This window comes from Enterobacter quasimori (assembly GCF_018597345.1).
Classification (GTDB): Bacteria; Pseudomonadota; Gammaproteobacteria; order Enterobacterales; family Enterobacteriaceae; genus Enterobacter; species Enterobacter mori.
The window spans coordinates 143,494-156,932 of record NZ_JAHEVU010000001.1; the positions used below are offsets into that span (position 1 = coordinate 143,494).

The window sequence follows — 13,439 nt, forward strand, 5'->3', positions numbered from 1 at the left end:
AGAGTGAGATTTAACTCACCTGTGTGCTTATCTGATAAGCAACATTTACATAAAATGTGTGAAGTAAACGCATTTATGCTTTAACGATTCAGCTTCGCGGGCAATAAAAAACCCCGCTGAAGCGAGGTTTCAGGACACTGCTAAGCTCTATAGAATGCTAAGCAATCATTACGCCTTCAGGACGTCCAGCGCAGCGGTGTAATCCGGCTCGGTGGTGATTTCGTTTACCAGTTCGCTGAAAACGACGTTGTCGTTTTCGTCGATGACCAGAACTGCACGTGCCGCCAGGCCTTTCAGGGCACCTTCAGAAATGCCAACGCCGTATTTCTCCAGGAAATCAGGGCTGCGCAGGGTAGAAAGGGTGATGACGTTGCTCAGACCTTCAGCGCCGCAGAAGCGAGACTGGGCAAATGGGAGGTCAGCGGAAATGCACAGCACGACGGTGTTGTCCATTTCTGTTGCCAGTTGATTGAATTTACGCACGGATGCGGCACAAACGCCGGTATCGATGCTTGGGAAAATGTTCAGGACTTTGCGCTTGCCAGCAAACTGGCTCAACGTGACGTCAGACAGATCTTTAGCCACCAGCGTAAAAGCCTGCGCCTTGTTACCCACCTGCGGAATGGCACCTGCAACAGAGACCGGGTTGCCCTGGAAATGAACGAGTTGTGACATAGATATCTTCCTGTTTACATATAGTTAACGTCGGGGCTAGTGTATGCCATCCGCGGATAACACGGCAAACCAATTTTTATGCCTTACCGGGCTACAAGGAGTCAGTGATGAGAAGCGTAAAGGTCTATGAAGAAGCCTGGCCATTGCATACCCCGTTTGTGATCTCCCGCGGCAGTCGCAGTGAAGCCCGCGTCGTGGTGGTCGAAATAGAGGAGGACGGCATTAAGGGGGTCGGTGAATGCACGCCTTATCCTCGCTACGGCGAGAGCCTTGCTTCGGTGATGGCCCAGATCATGACGCTGGTACCCGATCTGCAAACCGGTCTTACCCGCGAGGCGTTGCAGCAGCGACTGCCCGCCGGTGCAGCGCGCAACGCGATTGACTGCGCGCTGTGGAGCCTGGAGGCCGCGCAGCGGCAGACAACCTTGCCCTCACTCCTGGGGATGACGCTGCCGGGGGCGGTGATAACCGCGCAGACGGTCGTTATCGGTGAGCCAGAACAGATGGCGGCCAGTGCAAAAGCGCTTTACGACACCGGCGCGACGTTATTAAAGATTAAGCTCGACGATCGCTTAATCAGTGAACGGATGGTGGCCATTCGTGCGGCAGTGCCCCAGGCAACGCTGATTGTGGATGCGAATGAATCCTGGCATAGCGAGGGACTGGCCGCACGCTGTCAGCTGCTGGCCGACCTTGACGTTGCCATGCTCGAACAGCCTTTACCGGCGCATGAGGATGCTGCCCTGGCGAATTTCATTCATCCACTTCCCGTCTGTGCAGATGAAAGTTGTCACACCCGCGACAGCCTGGACAGCCTTAAAGGCCGCTATGAGATGGTTAACATTAAGCTCGACAAAACGGGCGGATTAACCGAAGCGCTAGCGCTGGCGAAAGCGGCGCAGGAGCAGGGATTTACCCTCATGCTGGGATGCATGTTATGCACATCCCGGGCGATTGGCGCGGCGCTACCGCTGGCAAATCAAGTGCGTTTTGCCGATCTCGATGGCCCGACGTGGCTGGCGGTTGACGTTTCACCCGCGCTGAATTTTACCACGGGCGTGCTTCACCTCTGAGGTTCCCACCGCAGAAGTTCTGTCATCGCCTTGAGATATTTTTCGCTGGCTTCATCAGACGAGATGGGCGGGAATTCTGCGGTGATACAGTGCAGCCCCAGGTCAGCGCACCAGCTGCCGAACGAGCCTGGTGTTTCGTAACCCACGCTGGTCACAAGTGGAAGGGCAAATGCCTCAGCCAGCCACTGACCCAGCGCCGTATGGCGCGGATCTTCGATACAGGCCAGCGGATCGTGGAACGAGACAACCCAGGCCGGGTGGATCTTATGAATGAGCTGGCATAACGCCTGCGTCTCCGGCTCCGAGCCGGGGGCGTCTCCCGTCAGCAGAACCACATCGCGCGCTTCGGCGGAGCTGTTCCAGCGATACACCGTCTCACCGGCGCGCCAGTTTGCAGCCGGAAAATTGCGGTTTAAGTCAATCCCCCTCGCATTGGCGCGCAAGCCTAGCTGACAGCCATCCGGGTTGACGGTCAAAATCACGTGATGACGCCGCAGTTCGGGAGTCAGCGTCCTCAGCGCGCACGACAGCGTGACAATGGATGAATTCTCATCGCCGTGCGTACCGGCAACGATCAGACCGCTGTTACGATCGGCCTCCGGGGCAGGAAACCAGATCAAAGATGCACCAAAAAAAGAACGGCCATATTGCTCAGCGCCTGGCGGAAAAGCGCCACGTTGCGCTCTTGGTCGGGTGATTGTCATATGAAATCCTGATAAAAATGTCTCTACTGGCAGTGTTGTGCAAAACTTGCTGTTTATCAAATAGTTTCCGTAATAGCGGAAAATTGCCAGATATCAACTTTCCGGATGAAGGTATTTGCTTTTCTCATTTGTGAAACAAATAATTACGCATCTGCTGGTTATCTGAATTCAATCAAGGGGATCTTATGAAGCATCCTGTTTCGCGTCTTTGTACTGCACTCTGGCTGTGCGGACTTTCTTCACTTTCATACGCCGCTGATGTGCCGCAGGGCACTGTTCTGGCGCAAAAACAGGAACTGGTAAGACACATTAAAGACGAACCGGCTTCGCTCGATCCGGCTAAAGCTGTAGGTTTGCCTGAAATTCAGGTGATCCGTGACCTGTATGAAGGTCTGGTGAATCAGAATGAAAAAGGGGAACTGACCCCCGGCGTGGCAACGCGCTGGCAGAGCAACGATAACCGCGTCTGGACCTTCACGCTGCGCGATAACGCCCGATGGTCTGACGGCTCGCCCGTGACGGCGCAGGATTTTGTCTACAGCTGGCAGCGTCTCGTTGACCCAAAAACAACCTCACCGTTCGCGTGGTTTGCGGCGCTGGCGGGTATCAACAATGCGCAGGCAATTATTGATGGTAAAGCCGCACCTGATACGCTCGGCGTTACGGCCGTCGATGCCAGAACGTTGCGCGTACAGCTGGATAAACCGCTGCCCTGGTTTAGCAACCTGACGGCTAGCTTCGCGTTTTATCCAGTCCAGAAAGCCAATGTTGAGAGTGGTAAAGAGTGGACGCGACCGGGTAGCCTTGTGGGGAACGGTGCGTATGTGCTGAAAGATCGTGTGGTCAATGAGAAGCTGGTGGTAGAGCAGAATGAACACTACTGGGATAACGGTAAAACGGTGCTGAAGAAAGTCACTTTTGTACCCATTAACCAGGAGTCTTCAGCCACAAAACGTTATCTGGCGGGTGATATTGATATTACCGAGTCGTTCCCAAAAAATATGTATCAGAAGCTGCTGAAGGATATTCCGGGGCAGGTGTATACGCCGCCGCAGCTGGGCACCTATTACTATGCGTTCAACACGCAGAAAGGCCCAACGGCTGATGCCCGCGTGCGCCTGGCGCTGAGCATGACAATAGACAGGCGAATTATGGCGGAAAAAGTGCTGGGTACAGGTGAGAAACCAGCCTGGCACTTCACCCCTGACGTCACGGCAGGTTTTACGCCGGCGGCATCACCTTTTGAGCAGATGTCGCAGCAGGAGTTAAACGCACAAGCAAGGACGCTGTTGCAGGCGGCAGGTTACGGTCCGCAGCGTCCGCTGAAGCTCACTCTGCTGTACAACACATCAGAAAACCACCAGAAAATTGCCATCGCCGTGGCATCAATGTGGAAGAAGAACCTGGGTGTGGATGTCAAATTGCAGAACCAGGAGTGGAAAACTTACATTGACAGCCGCAACACCGGAAATTTTGATGTGATCCGCGCGTCGTGGGTAGGGGACTACAACGAGCCGTCGACGTTCCTGTCGCTGCTGACCTCAACCCACAGCGGCAATATTTCCCGTTTCAAGGACCCGGCTTACGACAAGATTATCAGCCAGGCGACGCTTGAAACTACCGAGAAAGCGCGTAACGAAGATTACAACATGGCGGAAAAAATCCTGACAGAGAAAGCGCCGATAGCCCCGATTTATCAGTATACCAATGGGCGTTTGATCAAGCCGTGGGTGAAAGGGTATCCGATTAATAACCCCGAAGACGTAGCCTATAGCCGGACGATGTATATTGAAAAGCACTGATTCGTAAGTGAAGCAGCGAAACACCCCGCGCCGGTTTACTTACGGCGCTTCAATGGTGGGATAAAGGCTATTTTCAAAATAGGCTACCAGCATCCAAATTTCGCCGCTAAAAATGAACCACAAACCCAATATAATAAGGCAGAGAATAATTAAGGTGAGGAGTATTTCTGTTTTTCCCATCTAAGCGATTACCCACCTGAAGTCTGTTTCAGCCCTGGGAGGGATTCTAACGGGGCTTTCTTCACAACTCCAGCTTCATGCGGCCAGCACTTTGTTGCGACCGTCATTCTTGGCGCGGTAGAGCGCATCATCGACACGTTTGAAGAGGTCATCAATGCTTTCGCCCTGGTTGTGTCGTGCAACGCCGATGCTGACGGTGAAGCGGGGCAATCCAGGAATCGTAATGTGTGCTACTGCGGCACGAATGGTTTCCGCAATCTGCATCGCGGTTTCAAGCGTGGTTCGCGGCAGCAGGAGCACGAATTCCTCGCCACCCCAGCGGAAAACGTAGTCATCGGGACGGCTGCAGGCTTCCAGCGTGCGCGAAAGCGAAATGAGTACCTCGTCACCCTTAAGATGTCCGAAAAGGTCATTGATGTTTTTGAAATGGTCAGTATCTACCAGCATCAGGCTAAACTGCTGCTGTGCCGGGAGGTGAGAAAGCGTGGTTTGCTCTGTGATATTGTAAAACTGTCGGCGATTGAGCAGACCGGTCATTGAATCACGCAGGGCTGCATGTTCCAGCTCCTGCTCGAGCCGCTTTTGTTCAGTAATATCGTGAATAATGCACAACATCAGCTTGTCGCCGTAGATCTCAATGGGTCCGGCGTAGGTCTGCACGTGTCGGGTCGAACCATCCGCCAGTCGGTGGACAAAGTTAAGCGGTTTATGTCCTCCGGGCAGGCTGGCGATCTCCGTCATAACAGGCAAGATGTCGCGCCCAAGCGTGTTGATTTCCCAGGTGTGTTTACGGCACATTTCTTCATGGGTGTAGCCGTAAAAATTAAGCGCAGCCAGATTGGCGTCAACAATGTGACCATCGCGGGCCGTATCGATTAACAGCATTGGTGCGCTGTTAGTCAGAAAAAAGCGCGCGTAGAATCCCTGTTTTTTTCGCTGATAGGTTGCTGATCGGCTGGCTTTAAGCCCGGCAGGCACCTGCTGCGAAAGCCCCTCAAACACAATCACATCACCATAAGGTGCCAGATGCGTAAGCGTCAGACGACAGCTCAGCGTACTCTCTTGAGTATCTCGCCAGACCGTGAGTATTTCGACAATATCCAGTTCACTTTTAAGATCGGGAACATACATTGAGAGCGCAGTCTGCGCATTAGCGGAATAGATCCCACCGCGCATCTCGGTCAACGTTTTATCACCCATAAGTTTAGTCGCCGCAGTATTGGCAAATATAATATTTTCTGCGACGGCTGAAATCAGCCACACCGGGTTTTTAATAACATTCAGCGCATCGAAGCAATTTTGCGACATAGGGAATTCCTGTACATCGGCACGGTATACCTGACGATCACGCCGGAATTGACTCGCGTGGGCTCCTTTGAAACATACCTTACTTAATCACATCAGGCGTGGTTTTTTTGTGAAATAAAAGGGGATTCCGCCTGAATTTTACCGATTGGTATAATCTGTCTTTCAGCCGTCTTTTGCAGAAGCAGCCACGGAACCTGTTCTGCAGGTAACGGGCGGGAGTACAGGAACCCCTGGAGATAATCACAACCCAGGCTCACCAGCATTGCCCGCTGCGCTTCGGTTTCAATTCCTTCTGCAACGACATTCATCTCCAGAGTCCGGGCGATGGTAATTATCGTTTCTACAAGCTTTCGGCTTTTCTCATTTTCAAGCATTGAACTGACGAAGCTTTTATCGATTTTCAGCTCTTTCGCCGGTAAGACGCTGAGCATGAGAAGGTTCGAATAACCCGTACCAAAATCATCTATCGAAACGGTAATCCCTGCCTGGTTGAACGCGGTGAGCAATTCAATGCTGCGATCGAGGTTTTTTAGCGCCGTGCTTTCCGTCACTTCAAGGATCAACCGGGAGGGAGCGAGGTTATATTTTTGCAGCGTGGACGAGATAACCTGAAAGATATCCTGCTGCTCAAATTGCATCGGCGACAGGTTGAATGACAATGTCCATTGGCTGAATCCCTGTTCAGTCCAGAAGCTCAGCTGTTTACAGGCTGCTTCAATCGCCCAGTTACCAACGGGAATGATCAACCCGGTTTGTTCCAGCGACGGTAAAAAGAGAGCGGGCAGTAAAATACCCTGTTCCGGGTGACGCCAGCGTAGCAATGCCTCAAACCCGTGAATGGCGTTCTCTTCTGCCAGCCAGGTCGGCTGATACCAGATTTCAAACTGATCGCGTTCCAGCGCAAGGGATAACTCCTGCAAAAAGGCTGGCTCAGCCGGAACCGCCGTGGACATCTCTGCGCGGTAAATGGCCCAGCCGTTTCGACTTTGTTTTTTCACATTATGCATCGCTGCATCGGCTTTTAGCTTAAGCTCATGCAGCGTTTCACCATGTTGAGGATAGAGGCTTACCCCTGCGCTGAGCGTGATGGTTAACGTATGCCCGCAAAGGGAAAGTGGACGACGGATATCGTCCAGCAGGGATGAAAGCAGAGCGTTTAGCTTGTCGTCGTCGCATTCTGGGACCAGCAAAATGAAGGCATCACCACCCAGGCGTGCCAGCGTCATTTCACGTGTTAGCCGTGCAGTCACGCGATGAGCCACGTTTATCAGCAGTTCATCGCCAACGTGATGACCCCAGATGTCATTAATCCGCTTGAAATGGTCAATATCGAAAAATATCACCGCAAACGGCTTTTTGCTCAGCAGCGCGCTGTGAAGGCAGTCCTGCATCCGCGCGTCCATCTGGTGACGATTGGCAAGCCCGGTAAGCGCATCAAAACGTGCCTGTAGCTCGAGCTGTCTGTTTAGCTGGCGCAAATTATCCGTCAGCCGGTTAGTCCGCCAGTGTGAATCTATCAGCGAGATAATCAACATCACACCGAGCAAACATAATGTGGTGACGGATACCCAAATAGATAATCCCAGTTCACTGATACCGCCCGGTAATGTGTTTTCCATTTCGTGGAAATGCGCGGCGTTCATTCCCGTGTAATGCATAGCGCAAATGGCTGCAGCCATCACTAGCGCAGCCGCAAGACGGTTGATATACACGCCTTTACGCTTTTCCCGTAAATGGAAGGCTAACCAGAGTGCCGCGCCGGACGCGATGACGGCAATCAGCACCGATAAGAGGACAATGCGTCGATCCCAGATAATGCTGCCCTTCAGCATTAATGCCGCCATGCCGACATAGTGCATGGAAACGACACCCGCGCTGAGGATCAGCGTGGAGAGGATCAGTCGAAAAGGGGAAAGCGATTTCCCGGGAACGGCGATATTAATGGCAAGCGTTGAAGCAACGACGGCAATACCCAGCGAGCCGACGGTGAGCCAGAGGTGGTAGCTCATGATCATCGGCATTTTCATCGACAGCATGCCGATGAAATGCATAGACCAGATCCCAATACCTAAGGTCACTCCGCCAGCCATACGCCAGAATAGGGCTGTCCTGCGGCTGGAAAGGGGGATTTTACCCGCGCTGTCTAAAGCCACAAATGAGGCGATAAACGCCACCAAATAAGAAATGGCTATTAAAACAGGGTCCCACGATACATTGAGCATTATGTCATCCCACGCCTAAAGTTACGGAGTTATCAATTAATAAAGAATATAAAATATATTAAGCAAATTACTCTTTTAAGCGTGACTAAACAGTTCCCCGCTTTTAACGCAATACCTCTTAAATACATATGAATATCTATCGCGTGGCGTAAGGACAGAGTATCGCGTACGTGGGGCATAAACCAGAGCGGTAGCATGTCGAGTAATGCATTTCCTGTAAAACCCGCTTTTGTTCTCTCTTAAGTGAAACTAAGCCAATCAAACTGCGAAACAACAAACTCGCGCAGATCGTGAGGACAAAGCTATCGTGCAATGCTATAAATTTTAATGCCGATAAAAATATAAAGTCCCAGGAAAATGTATGCTAAGAAATATTAGTGTCAGAACTTTTATTGTCTTTTTCCTTTTATGTCTCATTTTGGTTAATAACGGAGTGATTGCATTGTTTGCAAATGGCATGTCACTTTTTATTGCCGTGAATACTACACAATTAATTGCTCTGATTTTGCTTTGGGCGTACATGACAAAATATCTTGTGACGCCGATCAATACTGTGAAAAAAAGTATTGAAGAAGTGACGTCGGGCAATCTTGGCGTCTCTATCCCTGAATTTGGCAATAACTGCGCAGGGCGTTTGATCCCAGGGATTAATAGCTTATCCAGTAACATCGCAACGCTGGTCAGCGAGATCAGATCCTCTTCACAAACGGCCATGACGCTTGCGGAGCAACTCTCATCCCGCAGTGCAGAGCTGTCGGTAAAGACCGAGCAGCAGTCAGCGTCATTGATCCAGACGGCGGCCAGCATGGAACAAATGGCAGCGAGTACCCGAAACAATGCAGACAATACTCGGTTGGCCAGTGAGCAAGCGAATGCCGCGACGTTACAGGCGCAAAAAGGCGGACAATTAATGGGGCAGGTTGCTAACAACATGCAGTCTATAACCGAATGTGCCCAGCAAATGACGGAAATTATTTCCCTTATCGATGGTATCGCTTTCCAGACCAATATTCTGGCGCTTAACGCGGCGGTAGAGGCTGCACGCGCGGGCGATCATGGCAAAGGATTCTCCGTGGTGGCGGGCGAAGTCCGTAATCTCGCACACCGAAGCGCCGAAGCAGCGAAAAACATCAAATCGCTGATAGATGTCACCAGCAATAACGTGACGCAGGGCGTTAATGTTGTCTCGGAAGCGGAGAGAAATATGCAGGATATCGTGGCGGGGTCGAACAACGTCAGCCGGTTAATGGACGATATTTCTGCCTCCACGTCAGAACAGGAAAAGGGGATTTCGCAGATAACGCAGGCGCTGTCTGAACTGGAACGCGTGACGCAGAGCAATGTTGCCATGGTGGAAGAGCTCAACGGATCCTCCGATGTGCTGCGTAACCAGGTGATTGAACTGCAAACCCGCACGCGTAATTTCCGGCTTGACCAGCGACATCTCGCGGATGAGCCCTCATCGCGACGTCAACCTTCCCCGCTCCCCTCTCTCTGATAAAAAGCCTGGCTTGCCAGGCTTTTTCTTTGATGCGAAAAGTGCAATTCCTGAGCGCATTCAGCGCGATGCTGAACATATCTATTGCTTAAGCCTGGACGAAAGCTAGACTGACACCGTAAAGATGAAAAGCGGGAGGCGCTGTGGAGAGCATTAAAGGGTCCGAAATTAACGTGCCTGACGCAGTTTTTGCGTGGGTGTTCGATGGCCGTGGTGGTGCGAGGCCGCTGGAAGACAGCGATGATATTGATAATGAACATCCCTGCTGGCTGCATTTGAACTACACCCATCCAGACAGTGCCCAGTGGCTGGCATCGACGCCGCTCTTACCCAATAACGTGCGCGATGCGCTCGCAGGAGAGAGCCTCAGGCCACGCGTCAGCCGAATGGGCGAGGGGACATTAATTACGCTGCGCTGCATTAACGGCAGCACGGATGAACGTCCCGACCAGCTGGTTGCCATGCGCCTCTATATGGATGAGCGGATGATTGTCTCCACCCGGCAGCGTAAGGTGCTGGCGCTGGATGACGTGGTTAACGATCTGAAAGAGGGCACGGGCCCGACGGATTGCGGCAGCTGGCTGGTGGACGTCTGCGATGCCCTGACCGATCATGCCAGTGAATTTATCGAAGAGCTGCACGATAAGATTATCGATCTGGAGGACAATCTGCTCGATCAGCAGATCCCCCCACGCGGTTTTCTGGCGCTTTTGCGCAAACAGCTGATCGTCATGCGTCGCTACATGACGCCACAGCGCGATGTGTACGCGCGACTGGCTAGCGAGCGGCTGAGCTGGATGAACGATGACCAGCGTAGAAGAATGCAGGACATAGCGGACAGGCTCGGACGAGGACTGGACGAGATCGACTCCTGTATTGCCCGAACGGCGGTAATGGCGGACGAAATTGCCCAGGTGATGCAGGAATCACTCTCGAGACGAACTTATACGATGTCGCTCATGGCGATGGTCTTTTTACCCAGCACTTTTCTGACGGGGCTGTTTGGCGTCAATCTTGGCGGAATACCCGGCGGAGAATACCACTATGGTTTTACCACCTTTTGCGTCATGTTAGTGGTTTTGATTGGCGGTGTTGCATGGTGGTTGCATCGCAGTAAATGGTTGTAAATTTGCACTTTTTCGGTCAGTAGATTGCTTCAAAACGACATTTTAATTGAGCGAAGTCAATAAACATCGGCCCCGCAAGGTGCAATATTACTCCCGCAGGTGAATGCAACGTCAAGCGATGGGCGTTGCGCTCCATATTGTCTTACTTCCTTTTTTTGAATTACTGCATAGCACAATTGATTCGTACGACGCCGACTTAATAGTCGGCTTTTTTTTGCCTGCTGTTCCCCAGCGACTACCCTAAAAGGGTCAACAAAAAACCTGGAGGAAGAGATGAGCATGCTACTCGCCCTGCAATTTATGAATATACGCCAGTCCGATCCGGTACCCACCGACCCAACGCCGATGCCCGACCCCATCCCGCGTCCTCAGCCAATGCCGGACCCGCCGCCAGATGAAGAACCGATTAAAATGTCGCATCCAACCCTGATATCTGCGAGGATACGCGCCATCTGACTGCGAAGATGACCACGAGAGAATACTGTGACCGCTTTTTCTACCCTGAACGTTCTGCCTGCTGCCCAACTCGATAACCTTAACGAGTTGGGATACCTCACTATGACCCCTGTACAGGCGGCTGCGCTGCCGGCCATCCTGGAAGGCCGTGACGTACGCGTACAGGCAAAAACCGGCAGTGGGAAAACGGCTGCATTTGGTCTCGGGCTGTTGCAGCATATCGATGCGACGTTGTTCCAGACGCAGTCGCTGATTCTGTGTCCGACCCGCGAGCTGGCTGACCAGGTCGCCGGAGAGTTGCGCCGTTTGGCTCGTTTTCTGCCGAACACCAAAATCCTCACCCTCTGTGGCGGGCAACCTTTTGGCGCACAGCGTGATTCGCTCCAGCATGCGCCGCACATTATCGTTGCCACGCCGGGACGCCTGCTCGATCACCTGCAAAAGGGGACGGTTTCGCTTGATGCTCTTCAGACGCTGGTAATGGATGAAGCCGATCGTATGCTCGACATGGGCTTTAGCGATGCCATTGATGAGGTGATCCGCTTTGCGCCGCAGGATCGTCAGACGCTTTTGTTCTCCGCGACCTGGCCTGAAGCCATCGCGGCAATCAGTGGTCGTGTGCAGAAAAATCCGTTGACCATTGAAATTGATACCGTTGATGCTCTGCCCGCCATCGAGCAGCAGTTTTTTGAAACGTCGCAGCACGGCAAAATCTCGCTGCTGCAAAAGCTGCTGAGCCAGCACCAGCCTGCTTCCTGCGTGGTGTTTTGCAACACTAAAAAGGATTGTCAGTCGGTTTGCGATGCCCTGAATGCCGCTGGTCAAAGCGCATTGTCGCTGCATGGGGATTTGGAGCAGCGCGACCGCGATCAGACGCTGGTGCGTTTTGCTAACGGCAGCGCGCGCGTGCTGGTCGCGACCGACGTTGCCGCCCGCGGTCTGGACATTAAATCGCTAGAGCTGGTGGTTAACTTTGAACTGGCCTGGGATCCCGAGGTACACGTCCATCGTATTGGTCGTACCGCGCGCGCGGGCAACAGCGGTCTCGCCATCAGCTTCTGCGCGCCGGAAGAGGCGCAGCGCGCCAATATTCTTTCTGAAATGCTGCAGATTAAGCTGAACTGGGTGAATGCCCCGGGCAATATCAGCATAGTCCCGCTGGAGGCTGAAATGGCGACGCTGTGCATCGACGGCGGCAAAAAAGCCAAAATGCGTCCGGGTGATGTATTAGGTGCGCTGACGGGAGATATCGGTCTTGACGGGGCGGATATCGGAAAGATTGCGGTTCATCCGGCGCACGTTTACGTGGCGGTCCGCCAGTCGGTGGCGCATAAAGCCTGGAAGCAGCTGCAAAACGGTAAAATTAAAGGCAAAGCCTGCCGCGTTCGTCTGCTGAAGTAACGGAAAAAAGCGTCTCAGATATCTCTCTGAGACGCTTCGCTTTATTTCACTTCCAGCACATTCAGACGCAGTTCTTCTAACTGACTCTCATCTTCTTCCGGCTGCCAGCCCGCAGGCTGCAGTGGGATCTCTTCCCGGTCAAACGCCAGATCGCCACCGTTAACCACTTCGGATTCGTGGTTTATACCTTTGAAATCGAACAACTCAACATCCGCGAGATGGGAAGGGACGACGTTCTGCATTGCGCTGAACATGGTTTCGATCCGACCCGGATAACGTTTGTCCCAGTCGCGCAGCATGTCACCAATCACCTGACGCTGCAGGTTCGGCTGTGAGCCGCAGAGATTACATGGAATGATCGGGAAACCTTTAGCCTGCGAAAAACGCTCAATGTCTTTTTCGCGGCAGTAGGCGAGGGGACGGATCACAATGTGCTTGCCGTCATCGCTCATTAGCTTAGGCGGCATGCCTTTCATCTTGCCGCCGTAGAACATGTTCAGGAACAGCGTTTGCAGGATATCGTCGCGGTGATGGCCGAGCGCAATTTTGGTCGCGCCCAGCTCCGTCGCGGTACGGTAGAGGATCCCGCGGCGTAAGCGAGAGCACAGCGAGCAGGTCGTTTTCCCTTCCGGGATCTTCTCTTTAACAATCCCGTAGGTGTTTTCTTCGACGATTTTGTACTCAACGCCAAGATTTTTCAGATACTCTGGCAGAATGTGCTCAGGGAACCCAGGCTGTTTCTGGTCGAGATTCACCGCCACCAGGGAAAAATTCACCGGTGCGCTTTGCTGAAGATTACGCAGGATCTCCAGCATGGTGTAGCTGTCTTTACCCCCTGACAGACAAACCATGATGCGGTCGCCTTCTTCAATCATGTTGAAGTCCGCAATAGCTTCGCCCACGTTACGGCGCAAACGCTTTTGCAGCTTGTTCAGGTTGTATTGTTCTTTTTTGTTAATTTCTTGAATTTGTTGCATTTATTACTACCTTCGG

General features: G+C 52.5%; 12 protein-coding genes. 6 read left to right on the plus strand and 6 right to left on the minus strand.

Annotation, left to right across the window (positions count from 1 at the left end; translation table 11 throughout):
* Positions 1 to 168: 168 nt before the first annotated feature.
* Positions 169 to 675: a thiol peroxidase gene (gene tpx, locus KK102_RS00665; RefSeq protein ID WP_126546379.1), complete on the minus strand. Its 507-nt coding sequence runs from the start codon at positions 673 to 675 to the stop codon at positions 169 to 171.
* Between the two features lie 107 nt (positions 676 to 782).
* Here tpx and ycjG point away from each other — a divergent pair, with 107 nt between their 5' ends.
* On the plus strand, positions 783 to 1,748 hold the full coding sequence (gene ycjG / locus KK102_RS00670; RefSeq protein WP_126546380.1) for an L-Ala-D/L-Glu epimerase: 966 nt from the start codon (positions 783 to 785) through the stop codon (positions 1,746 to 1,748).
* On the opposite strand, the gene mpaA is transcribed toward ycjG, so the two are convergent.
* Positions 1,739 to 2,452: a murein tripeptide amidase MpaA gene (gene mpaA / locus KK102_RS00675; protein ID WP_126546381.1), complete on the minus strand. Its 714-nt coding sequence runs from the start codon at positions 2,450 to 2,452 to the stop codon at positions 1,739 to 1,741. The two genes, ycjG and mpaA, sit on opposite strands and share 10 nt — an antisense overlap.
* Before the next feature lie 185 nt (positions 2,453 to 2,637).
* On the opposite strand from mpaA, the gene KK102_RS00680 reads away from it, so the two are divergent.
* On the plus strand, positions 2,638 to 4,254 hold the full coding sequence (locus KK102_RS00680) for a peptide ABC transporter substrate-binding protein (RefSeq protein ID WP_216356692.1): 1,617 nt from the start codon (positions 2,638 to 2,640) through the stop codon (positions 4,252 to 4,254).
* Between the two features lie 39 nt (positions 4,255 to 4,293).
* Here the strand turns inward: KK102_RS00680 and KK102_RS00685 are convergent, their stop codons facing one another.
* From KK102_RS00685 to KK102_RS00695, 3 genes are all read right to left on the minus strand, one after another.
* Entirely contained in the window at positions 4,294 to 4,434 is a 141-nt protein-coding gene (locus KK102_RS00685; RefSeq protein ID WP_148102939.1) for an Ecr family regulatory small membrane protein, read from the minus strand.
* A 75-nt stretch (positions 4,435 to 4,509) separates the two neighbouring features.
* Positions 4,510 to 5,742, minus strand: coding sequence for a sensor domain-containing diguanylate cyclase (locus tag KK102_RS00690; RefSeq protein ID WP_216356693.1), 1,233 nt, complete (start codon positions 5,740 to 5,742; stop codon positions 4,510 to 4,512).
* A gap of 92 nt (positions 5,743 to 5,834) precedes the next feature.
* A complete protein-coding gene (locus KK102_RS00695; protein WP_216356694.1) occupies positions 5,835 to 7,964 on the minus strand; it encodes a putative bifunctional diguanylate cyclase/phosphodiesterase in 2,130 nt (709 codons plus the stop codon).
* A gap of 361 nt (positions 7,965 to 8,325) precedes the next feature.
* On the opposite strand from KK102_RS00695, the gene KK102_RS00700 reads away from it, so the two are divergent.
* The 4 genes from KK102_RS00700 to dbpA all read left to right on the plus strand — a co-directional run bounded on the left by KK102_RS00700 (position 8,326) and on the right by dbpA (position 12,446).
* On the plus strand, positions 8,326 to 9,462 hold the full coding sequence (locus KK102_RS00700) for a methyl-accepting chemotaxis protein (protein ID WP_216356695.1): 1,137 nt from the start codon (positions 8,326 to 8,328) through the stop codon (positions 9,460 to 9,462).
* Positions 9,463 to 9,605: 143 nt separating this feature from the next.
* Positions 9,606 to 10,589 carry a zinc transporter ZntB gene (gene zntB / locus KK102_RS00705; RefSeq protein ID WP_126546385.1) on the plus strand — a complete coding sequence of 328 codons (984 nt, stop codon included), beginning with the start codon at positions 9,606 to 9,608 and terminating at the stop codon, positions 10,587 to 10,589.
* Between the two features lie 279 nt (positions 10,590 to 10,868).
* On the plus strand, positions 10,869 to 11,045 hold the full coding sequence (gene ynaL / locus KK102_RS00710) for a proline-rich small protein YnaL (RefSeq protein WP_476728970.1): 177 nt from the start codon (positions 10,869 to 10,871) through the stop codon (positions 11,043 to 11,045).
* Positions 11,046 to 11,072: 27 nt separating this feature from the next.
* A complete protein-coding gene (dbpA, locus tag KK102_RS00715; RefSeq protein ID WP_216356696.1) occupies positions 11,073 to 12,446 on the plus strand; it encodes an ATP-dependent RNA helicase DbpA in 1,374 nt (457 codons plus the stop codon).
* 41 nt (positions 12,447 to 12,487) lie between these two features.
* Here the strand turns inward: dbpA and ttcA are convergent, their stop codons facing one another.
* Complete coding sequence (ttcA, locus tag KK102_RS00720) at positions 12,488 to 13,423, minus strand: tRNA 2-thiocytidine(32) synthetase TtcA (RefSeq protein ID WP_216356697.1); 936 nt, start codon at positions 13,421 to 13,423, stop codon at positions 12,488 to 12,490.
* Positions 13,424 to 13,439: the final 16 nt, after the last annotated feature.

What these genes read in the sequence shown, in the direction of transcription:
- tpx (WP_126546379.1), bottom strand. Translation starts at nt 675, where the DNA reads ATGTCACAACTCGTTCATTTCCAGGGCAACCCGGTCTCTGTTGCAGGT.
- mpaA (WP_126546381.1), bottom strand. Translation starts at nt 2,452, where the DNA reads ATGACAATCACCCGACCAAGAGCGCAACGTGGCGCTTTTCCGCCAGGC.
- KK102_RS00680 (WP_216356692.1), top strand. Translation starts at nt 2,638, where the DNA reads ATGAAGCATCCTGTTTCGCGTCTTTGTACTGCACTCTGGCTGTGCGGA.
- KK102_RS00695 (WP_216356694.1), bottom strand. Translation starts at nt 7,964, where the DNA reads ATGCTCAATGTATCGTGGGACCCTGTTTTAATAGCCATTTCTTATTTG.
- ycjG (WP_126546380.1), top strand. Translation starts at nt 783, where the DNA reads ATGAGAAGCGTAAAGGTCTATGAAGAAGCCTGGCCATTGCATACCCCG.
- ynaL (WP_476728970.1), top strand. Translation starts at nt 10,869, where the DNA reads ATGCTACTCGCCCTGCAATTTATGAATATACGCCAGTCCGATCCGGTA.
- KK102_RS00685 (WP_148102939.1), bottom strand. Translation starts at nt 4,434, where the DNA reads ATGGGAAAAACAGAAATACTCCTCACCTTAATTATTCTCTGCCTTATT.
- ttcA (WP_216356697.1), bottom strand. Translation starts at nt 13,423, where the DNA reads ATGCAACAAATTCAAGAAATTAACAAAAAAGAACAATACAACCTGAAC.
- KK102_RS00700 (WP_216356695.1), top strand. Translation starts at nt 8,326, where the DNA reads ATGCTAAGAAATATTAGTGTCAGAACTTTTATTGTCTTTTTCCTTTTA.
- KK102_RS00690 (WP_216356693.1), bottom strand. Translation starts at nt 5,742, where the DNA reads ATGTCGCAAAATTGCTTCGATGCGCTGAATGTTATTAAAAACCCGGTG.